The 15,185-nt window shown below is 71.4% G+C and carries 14 protein-coding genes; 6 read left to right on the top strand and 8 right to left on the bottom strand.

The window, feature by feature from the left end:
• Positions 1–10: 10 nt before the first annotated feature.
• On the bottom strand, positions 11–943 hold the full coding sequence (locus tag ABZS61_RS12405) for an FAD-dependent oxidoreductase (RefSeq protein ID WP_356418355.1): 933 nt from the start codon (positions 941–943) through the stop codon (positions 11–13).
• 102 nt (positions 944–1,045) lie between these two features.
• On the opposite strand from ABZS61_RS12405, the gene ABZS61_RS12410 reads away from it, so the two are divergent.
• Complete coding sequence (locus tag ABZS61_RS12410; RefSeq protein WP_356418357.1) at positions 1,046–2,092, top strand: oxidoreductase; 1,047 nt, start codon at positions 1,046–1,048, stop codon at positions 2,090–2,092.
• Positions 2,093–2,176: 84 nt separating this feature from the next.
• Complete coding sequence (locus ABZS61_RS12415; protein ID WP_356418359.1) at positions 2,177–3,817, top strand: ABC-F family ATP-binding cassette domain-containing protein; 1,641 nt, start codon at positions 2,177–2,179, stop codon at positions 3,815–3,817.
• A gap of 97 nt (positions 3,818–3,914) precedes the next feature.
• Here the strand turns inward: ABZS61_RS12415 and ABZS61_RS12420 are convergent, their stop codons facing one another.
• From ABZS61_RS12420 to ABZS61_RS12440, 5 genes are all read right to left on the bottom strand, one after another.
• Entirely contained in the window at positions 3,915–5,225 is a 1,311-nt protein-coding gene (locus ABZS61_RS12420) for a pectate lyase (RefSeq protein ID WP_356418361.1), read from the bottom strand.
• Positions 5,226–5,404: 179 nt separating this feature from the next.
• On the bottom strand, positions 5,405–6,397 hold the full coding sequence (locus tag ABZS61_RS12425) for a LacI family DNA-binding transcriptional regulator (protein ID WP_356418363.1): 993 nt from the start codon (positions 6,395–6,397) through the stop codon (positions 5,405–5,407).
• A 587-nt stretch (positions 6,398–6,984) separates the two neighbouring features.
• Entirely contained in the window at positions 6,985–9,462 is a 2,478-nt protein-coding gene (locus tag ABZS61_RS12430) for a Tex family protein (RefSeq protein ID WP_356418365.1), read from the bottom strand.
• Between the two features lie 150 nt (positions 9,463–9,612).
• Positions 9,613–9,744 (bottom strand): LPFR motif small protein, encoded by a 132-nt coding sequence (locus ABZS61_RS12435; RefSeq protein WP_356418472.1) that lies wholly within the window; start codon positions 9,742–9,744, stop codon positions 9,613–9,615.
• A gap of 69 nt (positions 9,745–9,813) precedes the next feature.
• Positions 9,814–10,677, bottom strand: a complete 864-nt coding sequence (locus tag ABZS61_RS12440; protein ID WP_356418367.1) for a hypothetical protein — start codon at positions 10,675–10,677, stop codon at positions 9,814–9,816.
• Positions 10,678–10,813: 136 nt separating this feature from the next.
• On the opposite strand from ABZS61_RS12440, the gene ABZS61_RS12445 reads away from it, so the two are divergent.
• Positions 10,814–11,770 carry a GlxA family transcriptional regulator gene (locus ABZS61_RS12445; protein ID WP_356418369.1) on the top strand — a complete coding sequence of 319 codons (957 nt, stop codon included), beginning with the start codon at positions 10,814–10,816 and terminating at the stop codon, positions 11,768–11,770.
• Positions 11,771–11,832: 62 nt separating this feature from the next.
• Positions 11,833–12,468 carry a DJ-1/PfpI family protein gene (locus ABZS61_RS12450; protein ID WP_356418371.1) on the top strand — a complete coding sequence of 212 codons (636 nt, stop codon included), beginning with the start codon at positions 11,833–11,835 and terminating at the stop codon, positions 12,466–12,468.
• Here the strand turns inward: ABZS61_RS12450 and ABZS61_RS12455 are convergent.
• The gene (locus ABZS61_RS12455; protein ID WP_356418373.1) at positions 12,455–13,234 is read right to left on the bottom strand and encodes an enoyl-CoA hydratase/isomerase family protein; all 780 of its coding nucleotides are present in this window, start codon (positions 13,232–13,234) and stop codon (positions 12,455–12,457) included. The genes ABZS61_RS12450 and ABZS61_RS12455 overlap by 14 nt on opposite strands.
• A gap of 80 nt (positions 13,235–13,314) precedes the next feature.
• Between ABZS61_RS12455 and ABZS61_RS12460 the strand changes: the two genes are divergently transcribed.
• Together ABZS61_RS12460 and ABZS61_RS12465 are read left to right on the top strand one after the other, a co-directional pair.
• Positions 13,315–13,902, top strand: coding sequence for a DUF308 domain-containing protein (locus ABZS61_RS12460; protein ID WP_356418375.1), 588 nt, complete (start codon positions 13,315–13,317; stop codon positions 13,900–13,902).
• Between the two features lie 148 nt (positions 13,903–14,050).
• Positions 14,051–14,506 carry an ATP-binding protein gene (locus ABZS61_RS12465; RefSeq protein ID WP_356418377.1) on the top strand — a complete coding sequence of 152 codons (456 nt, stop codon included), beginning with the start codon at positions 14,051–14,053 and terminating at the stop codon, positions 14,504–14,506.
• A 26-nt stretch (positions 14,507–14,532) separates the two neighbouring features.
• Here ABZS61_RS12465 and idi read toward each other — a convergent pair whose 3' ends face one another.
• Positions 14,533–15,126 carry an isopentenyl-diphosphate Delta-isomerase gene (gene idi, locus ABZS61_RS12470; protein WP_356418380.1) on the bottom strand — a complete coding sequence of 198 codons (594 nt, stop codon included), beginning with the start codon at positions 15,124–15,126 and terminating at the stop codon, positions 14,533–14,535.
• Positions 15,127–15,185: the final 59 nt, after the last annotated feature.

Here is a 15,185-nt window from a genome sequence, read left to right on the forward strand (position 1 = left end):
GCGCTGCGGCTCAGCCCACCAGCTGGGCCGCAGCCCGCGCGCAGCCCCACGCCACCGTCACCCCGGCGCCGCCGTGCCCGTAGTTGTGCACCAGCAGACCTCCTCCGGGCCGTTCCTCGGCCTCGATCCGCACCCCGCCGTCCCGGGCGGGCCGCAATCCGACCCGGTGCCCCGTGATCCGGGCCCCGGCGATCTCCGGCCGCACCCGCGCGCAGCGTGCCACGATCTCCCCGGCCGTACGGAGGTCGGGCTCCGTGCGCCAGTCGTCCGTCTCGGCGGTCCCGCCCAGCAGCAGCCCGCCCGGCTGGGGGAAGAAGTACGTCGTCGCGCTCGAAGCCGGGTCCGCCAGGGTGTACCACTCGTCGATGCCCGGGTTCTCCACCACCACGAGCTGCCCCCGCACCGGCCGCATCCCCGGATCCGGGACCAGGCCGCGGGCGCCCAGGCCGGTGCAGTTGACCACCACGGGAGCCTCGGCGGCGGCCTCGTCGAAGCCACGCACCGTGCGCCGCTCGGTCACACCTCCGGCCGCTGCCAGCCGCCGCTGCAACCAGCCCAGGTGGACCGGCATGTCGATGAGGGGCAGGGTCACCCGCAGCCCCTGGCCGACCTCGGACACGTTCCTCAGGCTGCGTGCCCAGGATCCCAGCGCCGCGAGCCGCTCACCCCCGTGAACCCCCGGGACCAGACGTACACCGGTCTCGTCCGGTGCCGCGGCCAGTTCCTCGTACATCCGCAGCGACTGCAGGGACCAGTCGCCGACCCGTGCCTCCGGCTCGATCCGGTACGGCCACCACAGGGCGCCGGCCACCGCCGACGTCGTGGCTGAGGGCGCGTCCCGTGACCAGAGCCGTACCCGGTGACCGTGCTCCGCCAGCACCACTGCCGTGGTCAGCCCGCTGACTCCGCCGCCCACCACGATCACGTCCGTCACACCGCTCACCTCTGCCACTCCCGCAGCCCTGGGCGGCCACGCTCCTGGGCGGACGCTAACGGAATCCCCGAGCCGTGCTCACATCGGCCTCGCGGTGGGAATACTCCCGTCATGTCAGCCCAGTACTCGACGTTCGGCCTCGCGCCGGCGATACGGGCCGGGGGAGTCCTGGCCGACGGTGGCTATCAGGTGCACCGGGATTTCATGGACTTCATCGTCGACGGCAGACCGCTGCTGTTCCAGCTGTCCGACCTCGACGCGGTCTCGCCGCTCGCCTCCGACGTACCGCCGGCGATATTCACCACGCATGTACGGCGCCTGCTGCTCGAAGCGGACGCTCCGCTGGCCGACGGCCGCTACGTGATCTACGGCTGCCCCGAGTGCGAGAGCCTCGAATGCGGGGCGGTCACCGCCGTCATCGAACGGGACGGCACCGATGTCGTGTGGCGGGACTTCGCCTGGCAGACGTACGGGACCGTCGACGTGGAACAGGGCGGCTACCACGGGATCGGCCCGTTCCGCTTCGACGGCGAGCAGTACCGCACCGAACTCGAACAACTGCTCCCCGCGGAAGACACGACGGAAGCACAGCGGGACGGTCCCGCCGCCCGGCGTCGGGTCCTGCTCATCGGGGCCCGCGTCGCGGTCCTCGCCAGACTCGCGGCCGCCCTGCGCACGATCGGCATCGGCGCCGACATCACCCGGGACGCCGCCGGGGTGCCGGCCGACGAACTGCGCGGGTACGGTGCCGTGGCCTTCGGCCGGGCCGTCACCGACGCGGAGCGCACCGCGGTGCGTGAGGCGTTCGGCCGGGCGGGCGCCGACGTCGCGTACGTGGACGGCACCGACCCCGTGATCCCGCTCCTCGTCGCCCGGATCGAGAACGCGCTGGACCGTACCCCGCCCTCCGGGAGACGGCTGCTCGGGCTCACCGTCACGGACGGCACGGCCTGCCTCGAGGTCAGCTCGACCTGCCGGGTCAGCATGGTCGCGTACCGCCTCGACCTGCTGAACCGCACGCGGACCGACAAGGTCTTCGACGGGGTCCTCGCCGCCGGCGAGCACCGGATCCCCCTGGACGCGCGGGTGGTGAAGGGGCATTCCTCCCTCGTGGCGCGCAGTGCGGGGAGTGTGCTGATCGCGACCGTCGGGCCCTGAGGCCGTCGCGACCGTCGCACCGGGAGCCGCGCCCGTCGTCCCCGGGGACCGCACCCGGCGCGGTTCGTTAGGATCGGCACCCTGATGACTGCCACTCTCGTCGCCAAGGAACTCGCCGCCGGGCACGGCGACCGCACACTCTTCGCCGGACTCGACCTCGTCGTCGCGCCCGGCGACGTGATCGGTCTCGTCGGAGCCAACGGCGCCGGAAAATCGTCGCTGCTCCGACTGCTCGCCGGGCTGGACCGCCCGGAGGAGGGCGACCTGCGCCTCTCCCCGCCCACCGCCACCGTCGGACACCTCCCGCAGGAGCCCGAGCGTCGCGCGGGCGAGTCCGTGCGGGAGTTCCTCGCCCGCCGCACCGGGGTCGCCGAAGCGCAGACCGCGATGGACGCCGCGACCCAGGCCCTCGTCGACGGTGCGCCCGGCGCGGACGACGCGTACTCCGAAACCCTCGAGCGCTGGCTCGCCCTCGGCGGCGCCGACCTCGACGAACGGGCGGAGGAGGTGGCGGCCGACCTCGGCCTGCGGATCGGTCTCGACCTTCCGATGACGGCGCTCTCCGGCGGGCAGGCGGCCCGCGCGGGACTGGCCTCGCTGCTCCTGTCGCGCTACGACGTCTTCCTGCTCGACGAGCCCACCAACGACCTGGACCTCGACGGCCTGGAGCGGCTCGAGCGCTTCGTGTCCGGCCTGCGCGCGGGCACCGTCGTCGTCAGCCACGACCGCGAGTTCCTGATGCGTACGGTGACCAAGGTCCTCGAGCTCGACCTGGCCCAGCAGGAGATCAACCTCTACGGCGGCGGCTACGCCTCCTACCTGGAGGAGCGTGAGCGGGCCCGTTCCCACGCCCGTGAGGAGTTCGAGGAGTACGCGGACAAGCGCTCCGCGCTCGAAGGCCGCGCACAGATGCAGCGCGGCTGGATGGACAAGGGCGTCAAGAACGCCCGCCGCAAGGCCACCGACAACGACAAGATCGGCCGCAAGTTCCGCAGTGAGGCCAGCGAGAAGCAGGCGGCGAAGGCCCGCCAGACGCAGCGCATGATCGAGCGTCTCGACGTCGTCGACGAGCCGCGCAAGGAGTGGGAGCTGCGGATGGAGATCGCCTCCGCCCCGCGCTCAGGCTCCGTGGTGGCCACCCTCCGCGACGCCACGGCCGTCCTCGGCGACTTCTCCTTCGGTCCGGCCACCCTGCAGATCGACTGGGCGGACCGGGTCGCCATCACCGGGGCCAACGGGGCGGGCAAGTCGACGCTGCTCGCCGCACTGCTCGGCCGGCTACCGCTCGGGTCCGGCCACGCGTCCCTCGGTTCGGGAGTCGTGGTGGGCGAGGTCGACCAGGCGCGCAAGCTGTTCCACGGTACGGAGAGCCTGCTGGACGCCTTCTGCGCTGCCGTCCCCGAGACGGAGCCGGCCGAGGTCCGTACGCTGCTCGCCAAGTTCGGCCTGCGCGCCGACCATGTGCTGCGGCCGGCCACGACGCTCTCCCCGGGCGAACGCACCCGGGCCGCTCTCGCCCTCCTCCAGGGCAGGGGTGTCAACCTGCTGGTCCTGGACGAGCCGACGAATCACCTCGACCTGCCCGCGATCGAGCAGCTGGAGTCGGCGCTCGACGCGTACACCGGGACGTTGCTCCTGGTCACGCATGACCGTCGGATGCTCGAAGCCGTCCACACGACCCGACGGGTCCAGGTCGCCGACGGCAAGGTCGTCGAGATCAGCTGACAGTGAGGGACCCGCCCCTCCCGGTCGCTGCCGGGAAGAGCGGGTCCGTCATGTGCCCTGTGGAGGGGCGGCGTCGGTCGGCCCGGAACGGGCCGCCTCAGTCGACGTAAGTGATCTCGGACGAGGAGTAGATGCAGTTCGTGCCATCCGCTCCCGAGCCGATCTCGCTCGGCTCGCCGCTGGTGGTTCCCTTGTACTTGGTGCAGATCTTCATGTCACGGTCGCCGTCGTCGTAGATCGTAACGCCCGAGATCCGTGCCGTGTCACCGTAGTTGGTGTTGATGCCGACCAGGCTGGTGCCCGGAGCCGTCGCCCAGATGTTCTGGAGCTGGATGTGCCGGGCGTTCTGCGTGGAGCAGTTCCCGCAGGAGCGGACCAGCTTGCCGAAGTCGTCGACCTGGAAGTTCTTGACGACCAGCGTGCCGACGCCGTTGTGCTGGAAGACCTTGTCCTCCGCCAGCTTCGCGCCGCCGCCGTCGATCGTACGGACCGTCGAGGAGGAACCGCCGCGGAAGGTCGCCGCGTCCTCGCCCACGTCCTCCCACCAGACGTTCTTGAGGGTGCAGGTGCCCGCGCAGTGCACACCGTCCGCGGCCGGGGCGCCGAGGATGACGTTCTGCAGGGTGGCGCCGTCCGCCAGCTTGATCATCGGGGGCTGGTCCTCGTCCTGGCCGCCGCTGCCCAGGTCGCCGGTGCCGTAGAGACGCTTCAGACCACCGTCGTACGTGCCCGAGACCTCGATGGTCGCGGAGACGGCCTGGCTGCCGTTGGCCGTCGGCCACGACGGCGGCGAGTCCGGGTCGGTCGGGTCGGTGGGCGGGTCGGTCGGGTCGGTGGGCGGGTCCGTGGGAACCGTGCCCGAGGCGGTGAAGGTCCAGTTCTTGCTGGTCACCGAGTCGCAGGAGTTCTGCTGGACCAGAGCGCCGGACGCCGTGGAGCTGTCCTTCACGTTCAGGCACTTGCCGCCGTTGCCGTTGACCACCCGGTAGGTGCTGCCGCTGACCGCCGTCAGCGTCCAGACCTGGGTCGCCGCTCCGCTGCAGGCCTGCTGCTCCACCGCCTTGCCGGCGCTGGTGGAGGCATCCTTCACCCCGGCGCACCGGGAACTGTGTGCCGCGGCCAGCGTGTAGCCGCTTCCGGAAGCCGTCAGCTTCCAGGTCTGGCTGGTGGCCGCGTTGCAGGCGCTCTGTGCGAGCTGCACGCCGGCGGCGGTGCTCGATCCGGGCACGCCCAGACACAGTCCGCTGGCCGCGTTCTTCAGTGTGTACGAGCCGGTTGCCGGTGCGGCCGTTGCCGAGCCGGTCGCGAACAGCGCGGTGAGGCCTGCGGCGATCACGGAGACGATGGCGACGAGTGAGGCGGCCGCGCGGCCTCCACGTCTCCTGACGTGCTGATTCTTTGTGCGCACTAGGTATTCCTTTCACCGCCTGCGGCATTGTCCGCAGGCACCTGTCGGTGGTGTGGTGCGGTGGTGAAGGCCGTTCCCGATTCCAGTAGAGAATCCAGTACATGAATCAGGTTCGTGTATGTGAATTGCAGTGACGGTACGTCACCCACTGGGAGCGGTCAAGAAGTTGGTACGGAGGATCAGTCGGCAGGGTGCGCCGGGGCGGCTGTGGAGTCCCGGACGACCAGGGAGGTCGCCAGGGTGGTCTGTGCCGTGGCCGGACCGCCGCCCGACGTCTCCACGGTCTGGATGAGCAGATCGACCGCCGTGCGCCCCGCCGCGGCCGTGGGCATGGCGACCGTGGTGAGCCGGGGGCGGTTCAGCCGGCCGGCGACGGTGTCGTCCACGCCGATCACGCTGATGTCCTCCGGCACCCGTACGTTCCGGTCGTCGAACCCTTCGATGAGCCCGATGGCGACCAGGTCGTTGTAGGCGATCACCCCGGTGGCTCCCGTCCTCAGGAGGGCGGGCGTCGCCGCGATACCGCCGTGCTGCGTCGGCCGGTTGGGGCCGAGCACGTCCAGCCTGACCCCCTGGTCCGCGGCCGCCCGGCCGGCGGCCCTGCGCATCTGCGCGCTGGTCCACGAGCCACGGGGGCCGCCGACCAGAGCAAGGTGCTCGTGGCCCAGCCCGGCCAGGTGTTCCACCGCGAGCGTCGCGCCGTGCGCCACGTCCATCAGTACGGCGGACAGCCCGGCCACGGACCGGTTGACCAGCACGAACGGCAGCTCCCCGCTCAGTCGGCCGATGACGTCATTGGCCAGCCTGGGGCTGACCAGGACCACTCCGTCCACCTGGCGGGCCAGGGTCTGGATCAGCTCCTCCTCGGCAGCCACGTCCTCGTCGGTGTCGGCCACGAAGACCTGGTAGCCGCGGACCCTGGCGTACGCCTGGGCGGCCTTGATGAGCGGCGGGTAGAAGGGGTTGGCGATATCGGAGACGATCAGTCCCAGATTCCGGGTGCGCCCCGTGGTCAGGGCGCGTGCGGTCTCGTTGGGCTGATAGCCCAGTTCCGCGGCGATGGCGAGCACCCGGTCCCGGGTCTCCCGCTTGACCAGGTGGGAGGCCGAGAAGGCCCGGGAGACGGTCGAGACATGAACCCCCGCTGCCTGGGCGACGTCACGGATGGTCATGGCCACGGTATTCCCCTTGCCCGCCCTGCGCCGCCGCCCGCTCTGTTCCCCGCCGCGTGCCGGCCGACACTTCTCCCCAGGGCCGTCAGCCTAGTCCGCGCGGTCCGGCCCGTGCGGTTCAGGGGGTGGCGGTCCTCGCATTTATGCAACCGGTTGCACAAGTGAGCAGCCGTCAGGGGGTCGGCTCGACCTTGCCGGCTCCCCCGTCGGACCTCATGGAGGACTCGGCGGTGGAGAGGGTCCGGGGCGTGCGGGGCCGGCGGTGGGTGAGGGGGGTAGGGCCGGAGTCGGTGGGCGAGCGTGGTGTGCCGGACATGAGTAGACCTCTCTGCGGGCGAAGCCGGTGGGGGTGCGAGGCGGTGGGCTCGGGTGTCTCGCTCGTCCGGTGTGCGGCTCATGCTGCACCGGAATGCAACCGGTTGCATTCCGGGTTGGCAATCAGCGTGGCGGTGGGTTCTGGACATGTCAATGCTTCGGGCAACACCCGTTCGATGTAACAGTCTTGTTCCCCGCAGCCGGGCGGCCCTTGGCCGAGGGCAAAGGAAACGGGCGGACAGGAAGAGCTCCTGTCCGCCCGCTCCGTCGCCTCAGCGCTTGCGGCCGCCCCGGTCGGGACCCGTCAGCCCCGCACGCCGCAACGCGTCGGCCATCGCGCTGTTGGCCGGTGCGACGGCCGGACGCGGGGCAGCGCCCTGGCCCTCGCCACGCCGGTCGCGGCCCTGGCCTCCACCGCCCTGACGGCCGCCCTGCCCCTGCCGCTGCCCTTGGCTGCCGCCCTGCCTCTGCCCTTGGCCGCCGCCCTGCCGCTGGCGCGGCGGCCGCTCGCCGTCGCCGCCCTGCCCGTTCCTCTCGCGCCGCGAGCCCTGCCCGCCGCCCTGCGCATCCGAGGCCTCGTCGTCCAGCCGCAGCGTCAGCGAGATCCGCTTGCGCGGGATGTCGACCTCCATGACCTTCACCTTCACGATGTCGCCCGGCTTGACGACATCCCTCGGGTCCTTGACGAACGTGCGCGACATCGCCGACACGTGCACCAGGCCGTCCTGGTGGACGCCGATGTCCACGAACGCGCCGAAGGCCGCGACGTTCGTGACGACGCCCTCGAGCACCATGCCGGAGGCCAGGTCGCCGATCTTCTCGACGCCCTCCTTGAACGTGGCCGTCTTGAAGGCGGGGCGCGGGTCGCGGCCCGGTTTCTCCAGTTCCCTGAGGATGTCCGTGACCGTCGGCAGGCCGAACTTCTCGTCGACGAAGTCGTCGGCCCGCAACGAGCGCAGGACACCCGTGTTGCCGATGAGCGAGGCGACGTCCCCGCCCGTCGTCTTCGCCATCGTCCGCACCACGGGGTAGGCCTCCGGGTGCACGCTCGACGCGTCCAGGGGGTCGTCGCCCCGGATCCGGAGGAAGCCCGCGCACTGCTCGTACGCCTTGGGGCCCAGCCGTGCCACATCCTTCAGCGCCCGGCGGGACCGGAACGGGCCGTTGGTGTCCCGGTGCGCCACGATGTTCTCGGCGAGCCCGGAGCCGATGCCCGACACCCGCGACAGCAGCGGTGCCGACGCGGTGTTGACGTCGACACCGACACCGTTCACACAGTCCTCGACCACCGCGTCGAGCGACCGCGACAGCTTCACCTCCGACAGGTCGTGCTGGTACTGGCCGACGCCGATCGACTTCGGATCGATCTTCACGAGCTCGGCGAGCGGGTCCTGCAGGCGTCGCGCGATCGAGACCGCGCCGCGCAAGGACACGTCCATGTCCGGGAGTTCCTGCGAAGCGAAGGCCGACGCCGAGTACACGGACGCGCCCGCCTCGGACACCATCACCTTGGTGAGCTTCAGCTCCGGGTGCTTGTCGCACAGTTCACCGGCGAGCTTGTCGGTCTCGCGGGACGCCGTGCCGTTGCCGATCGCGATCAGATCGACGTCGTGCTCCTTCGCCAGCCGCCCGAGCGTGGCCAGCGACTGGTCCCACTTGTTCGCCGGAACGTGCGGGTGGATGACGTCCGTCGCCACGACCTTGCCCGTGGCGTCCACCACGGCGACCTTCACGCCCGTGCGGAAACCGGGGTCGAGCCCCAGCGTCGACCGGGTGCCGGCCGGTGCCGCGAGCAGAAGATCGCGCAGGTTCGACGCGAACACGCGTACCGCCTCGTCCTCCGCCCCCGTACGCAGCCGCAGCCGCAGGTCGATCCCGAGATGGACGAGGATCCGCGTCCGCCAGGCCCAGCGCACCGTGTCGCCCAGCCACTTGTCACCGGGCCTGCCGCGGTCGGCGACACCGAAACGGCGGGCGATCATGTTCTCGTACGTCGACGGGCCCGGCTGCTCGGCGCCCGCGGGCTCCTCGGGTTCGAGGACCAGGTCGAGCACGTCCTCCTTCTCGCCCCGGAGCATCGCCAGAACCCGGTGCGAGGGCAGTGCGGTGAACGGCTCCGCGAAGTCGAAGTAGTCGGCGAACTTCGCGCCGGCCTCCTCCTTGCCGTCGCGGACCTTCGCGGCCAGCCGGCCGCGCGACCACATGCGCTCGCGCAGCTCACCGGTCAGGTCCGCGTCCTCCGAGAACCGCTCGGTGAGGATGGAGCGGGCCCCGTCCAGGGCCGCCGCCGGGTCCGCCACACCCTTGTCCGCGTCGACGAACGCGGCGGCCGCGGCGAGCGGGTCCTTCGACGGATCACCGAGCAGACCGTCCGCCAGCGGCTCCAGACCCGCTTCGCGCGCGATCTGCGCCTTCGTACGGCGTTTCGGCTTGAAGGGCAGATAGATGTCCTCCAGCCGCGCCTTGGTGTCGGCCGCGCGGATCTGCGCCTCCAGGGCGGCGTCGAGCTTGCCCTGCTCACGAACGGAATCGAGGACCGCCGCACGACGGTCCTCCAATTCCCGCAGATACCGCAGTCGTTCCTCGAGCGTGCGCAGCTGCGCGTCGTCGAGCATCTCGGTCGCTTCCTTGCGGTAGCGCGCGATGAACGGCACGGTCGACCCGCCGTCGAGCAGCTCGACGGCCGCCTTCACCTGACGCTCACGTACGCCGAGTTCCTCGGCGATCCTGCCTTCGATGGACGTCGTCACGGTTTTCCCGACTCGCCTTCTCGTACTGGCTGTGCTGGCTGTGTGCCACGGAGTGGTCCACAGCCGGTGTGGTCACCTTCGCCTGCATTGTGCCGGGTGGCCGGGTGCCGTGTCGCGTGACCTCGTCGGGCGGTGCCGCGGACCGCCCGCTCAGGCGCGCCGGGTCCGGCCGCCGCGCGACGCGCCGCCGAAGACCTTGGCCACCAGCCGGAAGGGGAGTGTCACCACGGTGCCCACGGCGGAGCCGATGGTGCGGAAGACGTCTGCGATCGTGCGCATGATCTACTCCTTCGTCGGGGTGTCTGTGTGCTGTGCGCCTGACCCCGACGACGGCCCCTAAACGTGGAGGGCTCAGCCCTTTCCCACGAGGTCGTCCGGGAACGCTCCGGCGGCTGCCGCGGCGAACAGGTATCCGCGCCCCAGCTCGGTCAGCCGCTCCACGCCCTCCGCGCCCAGGTGCTCGTACGGCGCGGCGTCCATCCGGTCAGTGGCCTCCTCCAGATCCGCCCTGAGGGCGGTGCCCGCGTCCGTCAGCTCGCCGGCGTCGTTCAGCAGGCCGCGCCCGCGCAGCCGCTCCACCGCCGCGTCCCAGTCGGCGCGCCGCCAGCCGCGGGTGCCGAGGATCCAGCGGGGCGCCATGCCCTTGCCGGTCGCGGTGTGGCTGACCAGGGCCTCGACCGGGTCGAGGCCGGCCGCGAGCAGGGCGGCGAGGTGGGCGTCGCCCCGGTGCTCGCGCAGCAGCGTCGCCGCGTGCCAGAACGCCAGGTGCGGCTCGTCCGGCACCGGCAGATCGGCGTGCGCGGCGTACAGCGGCCGGGCATGGCGGGTGCAGGCCTCCGCGGCGCGCAGGGCCAGCCCGGCGGCCTCCGCCATCTCGGCGGAGGCGACGGCCTCCTCGCCCAGAAGCCGGCGCAGTGTCGAGTCGGCGGCGCGCAGCCGCGCGTCGAGCGCCGCCTGGGGCGAGGCGACGGACCACACGGCGGGCAGATGGCGGGACACCAGCTCGTGGTTGAAGTTGTAGAAGGTCGAGGTGACCGCTCCGGCCCCGACGGCGCCCAGCGCCGCACCGCGGGCGGCGAAGTAGGCCGCCCGCGCGTCGTCGATGCCGAGCTTGCCGAACTCCTCACCCAGGTCGGGGGAGAAGTAGACGCAGGAGTGCAGGGGGTTGACCGAGTTGTGGCAGCGACGCCCGGCGCGCGGGGGAAGAGTAGTCATGCCCGCACGTTACCGACTGGTCAGTACGCCGCGAAACCCCGGCGCTGCGGTGACATGGCCCGCGGCCCCGGTATGGCAGGAAAGGTGGGGAACTCGTCATTGCGGCCATCAAGCCGAGCCGCCCAGGATGGCAGACATGAAGCAGCGATCCGTACTCGTCGTCCTCTTCGAGGACGTCCTGAGCCTCGATGTGAGCGGTCCGATGGAGGTCTTCGCCGGGGCATCCCGTACCCCCGGTGTCTCCTACGAGCTGCGCACCGCCTCCCTGACCGGTGCGCCGGTCCGCTGCTCCAACGGCCTCGCCCTGGTCCCCGACGGCGCTCTCTCCGACGCGGACACCCCCGACATGCTCCTCGTCCCCGGCGGGTCCGGGACCCGCACCCCCGACCCGGCGCTGGTCGAGTGGCTGCGCGAGAACGCCCCGCGCGCCGGGCAGTTGGTCTCCGTCTGCTCCGGGGCCCTGCTGCTCGCGGAGGCGGGGCAGCTCGACGGCCACCGCGTGACCACCCACTGGTCCGTCTGCGAGACGCTCGCCCGTCACCATCCGGCGGTCGAGGTGGACCCGGATCCGATCTTCGTACGCGACGGAAGGCTGGCCACCTCGGCCGGCGTGACCGCCGGCATCGACCTCGCCCTGGCCCTCGTCGAGGAGGACCACGGCCGCGACGTGGCGCTCGCGGTGGCCCGCCACCTCGTCGTGTTCCTGCGGCGCCCGGGGAACCAGGCCCAGTTCAGCGCCCAGCTCACCGCCCAGACGGCGGTCCGCGAACCCCTGCGGGCCGTTCAGCACTGGATCACCGAGCACCCGGACGCCGACCTCTGCGTGGAAGCACTGGCGGCCCGGGCCAGGCTCTCACCCCGCCACTTCGCCCGGGCCTTCCAGGCCGAGACCGGTCTGACACCGGGCCGGTACGTCGAGCGCGTACGCCTCGAACAGGCACGCCGGCTCCTGGAGGACACCACCGACGGCGTCGCCGGAATCTCCCGCGCCAGCGGCTACGGCACCCCGGAGGCCATGCGCCGCGCCTTCGTCAAGGCGCTCGGTACGGCGCCCGCCGAATACCGTCGCCGCTTCCACTCCCAGCCCGCGTGATCAACACCCGCACCCCGCCCGCGTGATCAATGCCCCAACCCGCCCGCAACGTAAGGAACACCATGCAGATCGCCATCGTGCTCTTCGACCGCTTCACCGCCCTCGACGCGGTCGGCCCCTACGAGATCCTCAGCCGCGCACCCGGCGCCGAGACCGTCTTCGTCGCCGAGCGGACCGGGGCCGTACGCAACGACAGCGGGAGCCTCGCGCTCGTCGCCGACCGTACGCTCGCAGACGTCCCCGCCCCCGACCTGGTGATCGTGCCCGGCGGTCCCGGGCAGAGCGCCCAGATGGAGAACGAGACCCTGCTCGACTGGCTGCGCACCGCCGATGCCACCAGCACCTGGACGACCTCGGTGTGCAGCGGGTCGCTGCTGCTCGCCGCGGCCGGACTGCTCGACGGCCGCCGAGCCACTTCGCACTGGCTCGCTCTCGACTTCCTCAGGAAGTACGGTGCCGAGCCGACCGGTGAGCGCGTCGTCCTCGACGGCAAGTACGTCACGGCCGCCGGGGTGTCGTCCGGCATCGACATGGGTCTCACCCTGCTCGGCCGGATCGCAGGCGACGAGCACGCCCAGGCCGTCCAGCTGCTCACCGAGTACGACCCCCAGCCGCCCTACGACGCCGGATCCCCCGAGAAGGCCCCGGCCGCCCTGGTCGAGGAGTTCCGTACGAGCAGCCGGTTCAGCCTCCGGTAGGAGCGGCAGGTCCCGTGACCCAGGTGAAGCGGGGCGTGCGGCGCTCCATGAACGCGGCGACACCCTCAGCGGTGTCGCCGCTTCCACGCGCCTGCTCCGACCAGTGCGCGTCCCGGTCCTCGCGTCCGTCGGCGAACTCCTTCGCGGCCGCCTGGGTCAGCTGCGAACGCGACGCCAGCACCTGCGCGAACGCCTTCACCCGGGCCTCCAGGCCACCTGCCGGCAGTACCTCGTCCACCAGCCCCGTGCGCAGGGCCCGTTCCGTGCCGATCAGCTCGCCCGAGAAGAGCAGGAACTTCGCGGCGGCGGGGCCGATGAGCGCGACCAGCCGGCGGGTCGACGACGCGGGGTAGACGATCCCGAGCTTGGCCGGGGTCACCCCGAACGACGCACCCTCCTCGGCGAACCGCAGATCACAGGCGGCCGCGAGCTGGCTGCCGCCGCCCACGCAGAATCCGCGCACGGCGGCCAGCGTGGGCCGGGGGAAGGCGGCCAGCGCCTCCTCGGCCCGCACGGCGAGCTCCTGCGCCCGGCTGCCCGGCTCCCGGAGCGAGGTGATGTCCGCGCCGGCGCAGAAGGTGTCCCCGGCGCCGGTGAGCACCAGCACCCGCACCGCCGGGTCGGCGGCCAGCCGCTCCAGCAGGACGGGCAGCGAGCGCCACATGTCCGCGCTCATCGCGTTCCGCTTGGCGGAGTTGCTGATGACGACGGTGGCGACGCCGTCCGTGACGGTGTGCTCCACCCGCGCCTGCTCCCTGGGATCCATGCGCCGGATGCTATCCGTACGGTCCGTACCTATGATCAAGAAGGGGTCGCGAAGCGGGCACGCACCGTGAGGAGCTGTCGATGGCCGGACCCACGACCGAGGGCAAGAAGCTCAACCGCAGTTTCGGCGGGCTCGCCCTGCTGGGCGTCCTGCTGGTGATCGCGGGGCTCGTCGGGCTCGTCTACACCGGCGTGGCGACACTCACGTCGATGATCCTCTTCGGCTGGCTGCTGCTGATCGGCGGCCTGGTCGGCCTCCTCCACGCGATCGAGGCCCGCGGAACCCCGTACTTCTGGCTGGGCGTGGTCGTCGCCGCGCTGAACATCGCGGCCGGGGTCGTCGTCATCCGCCACCCGCACGGCACGGCGGAGGCGCTCACCATGTTCGCCGCGCTGCTCTTCCTCACCGGGGGAGTCTTCCGGCTGGTCGGCAGTGTCGTCGTCCGGGGTCCTCAGTTCGGCTGGACGCTGCTGCAGGGTGCTTTCGGACTGCTGCTGGGGCTGCTGGTGCTCTTCGACTGGCCGCACAGCAGCCTCTACGTGCTCGGCTGCTTCTTCTCGCTGGCCCTGCTGTTCGACGGGCTGGGGCTGATCGCGATCGGGATCGGCGGCCGACGGATCGTCAGCCTGGTGACGGACCAGATGACGCCCGAAGAAGACGAGAAGTAGTCCAATCACCTGACTCTGTCATACCCACTCGGTCACATTGCATCTATAAGCGACTACTTGTGGTCAGAAGGTCGGCCCGGACCACGCTGTTCCCGACACTCATTACTCGATAGTCAGTGACGCGCGAGTCGAGAGCGGGTGCCGGTCTATGGAGAGCCGCGGGAGTGTACCGGCCCATCCCGTGCCGTACGAGGGAGTGTGGCGATTCACCGCCCCTGCCGTCGACGTCTCGGTGCCGCAAGCCCGGCACGCGGTGCGGGACCTGCTGAACCGGCAGGGCGTGCCCGTGGAGGACGACGTCCTCCAGGGCCTGCTGCTGATCGTCTCGGAACTGGTCACCAACGCCGTGAAACACGCAGCCCTGCTCTCGCCCGAGCTCGCGGTGGAGGTGGCCATCGGGGCGGAATGGATCAGGGTGTCCGTTGAGGACAATCACCCCTACCGTCCGACCGCCCTGGTGACCGACTACGCGCAGACGGGCGGCCGTGGACTGCTGCTGGTCCGTGAGGTCACGGCGGAGGCGGGCGGCACCTGCGACGTGGAGCACACGGCGGGCGGCGGAAAGATCATCTGGGCGGCGCTGCCGCTGAAGGCCCGGATCTGACCGCCCCCGCCCCGCCGGGCGGCCTCTCACCAGCCCGCGGACGGTCCCGTCAGCTCCCTGATCGCGGGCCGCGCGGCGTCCAGCACCGTCATGAACCAGGCCGAGAACGGCGCGGCGGCGTGCCGATCGGCGAGCTCACCCGCGGTCACGAAGGCCGTCTCGCCTACCTCCTCCGGATCCGGCCTCAGCCGCTCCTGCGCCATCCCGACGAACAGGTGGTTGAACTCCTGCTCCACCAGGCCCGAGACGGGGTCCGGATGGTTGTAGCGGACCGTGCCCGCGGCCGCGAGCAGCGAGGGCGAGATGCCGAGCTCCTCGTACGTACGCCGGGCGGCGGCCGCGAAGGGTGCCTCGCCGGGGTACGGATGACCGCAGCAGGTGTTGGACCACACGCCGGGGGAGTGGTACTTGCCCAGCGCGCGGCGCTGCAGCAGCAACCGTCCCTGTTCGTCGAAGAGGAACACGGAGAACGCCCGGTGCAGCTGCCCCGGTGCCTGGTGTGCGGCGAGTTTCTCCGCGATGCCGATGGTGGTGCCGTCCTCGTCGACCAGTTCGAGCATGATCGCTTCTGCTGTGCCGTTCGACGAGCTGTGCGCCGCGGTGGCTGGTGTGGTCGGCATACCCATCCTTCGCTTTGGTTCCCGGCCTCGTGCGCCGGACCCCTCGAGTCCGGTCAAGT

The sequence above is a fragment of the Streptomyces sp. NPDC005566 genome (genome assembly GCF_040605575.1).
GTDB lineage: Bacteria > Actinomycetota > Actinomycetes > Streptomycetales > Streptomycetaceae > Streptomyces.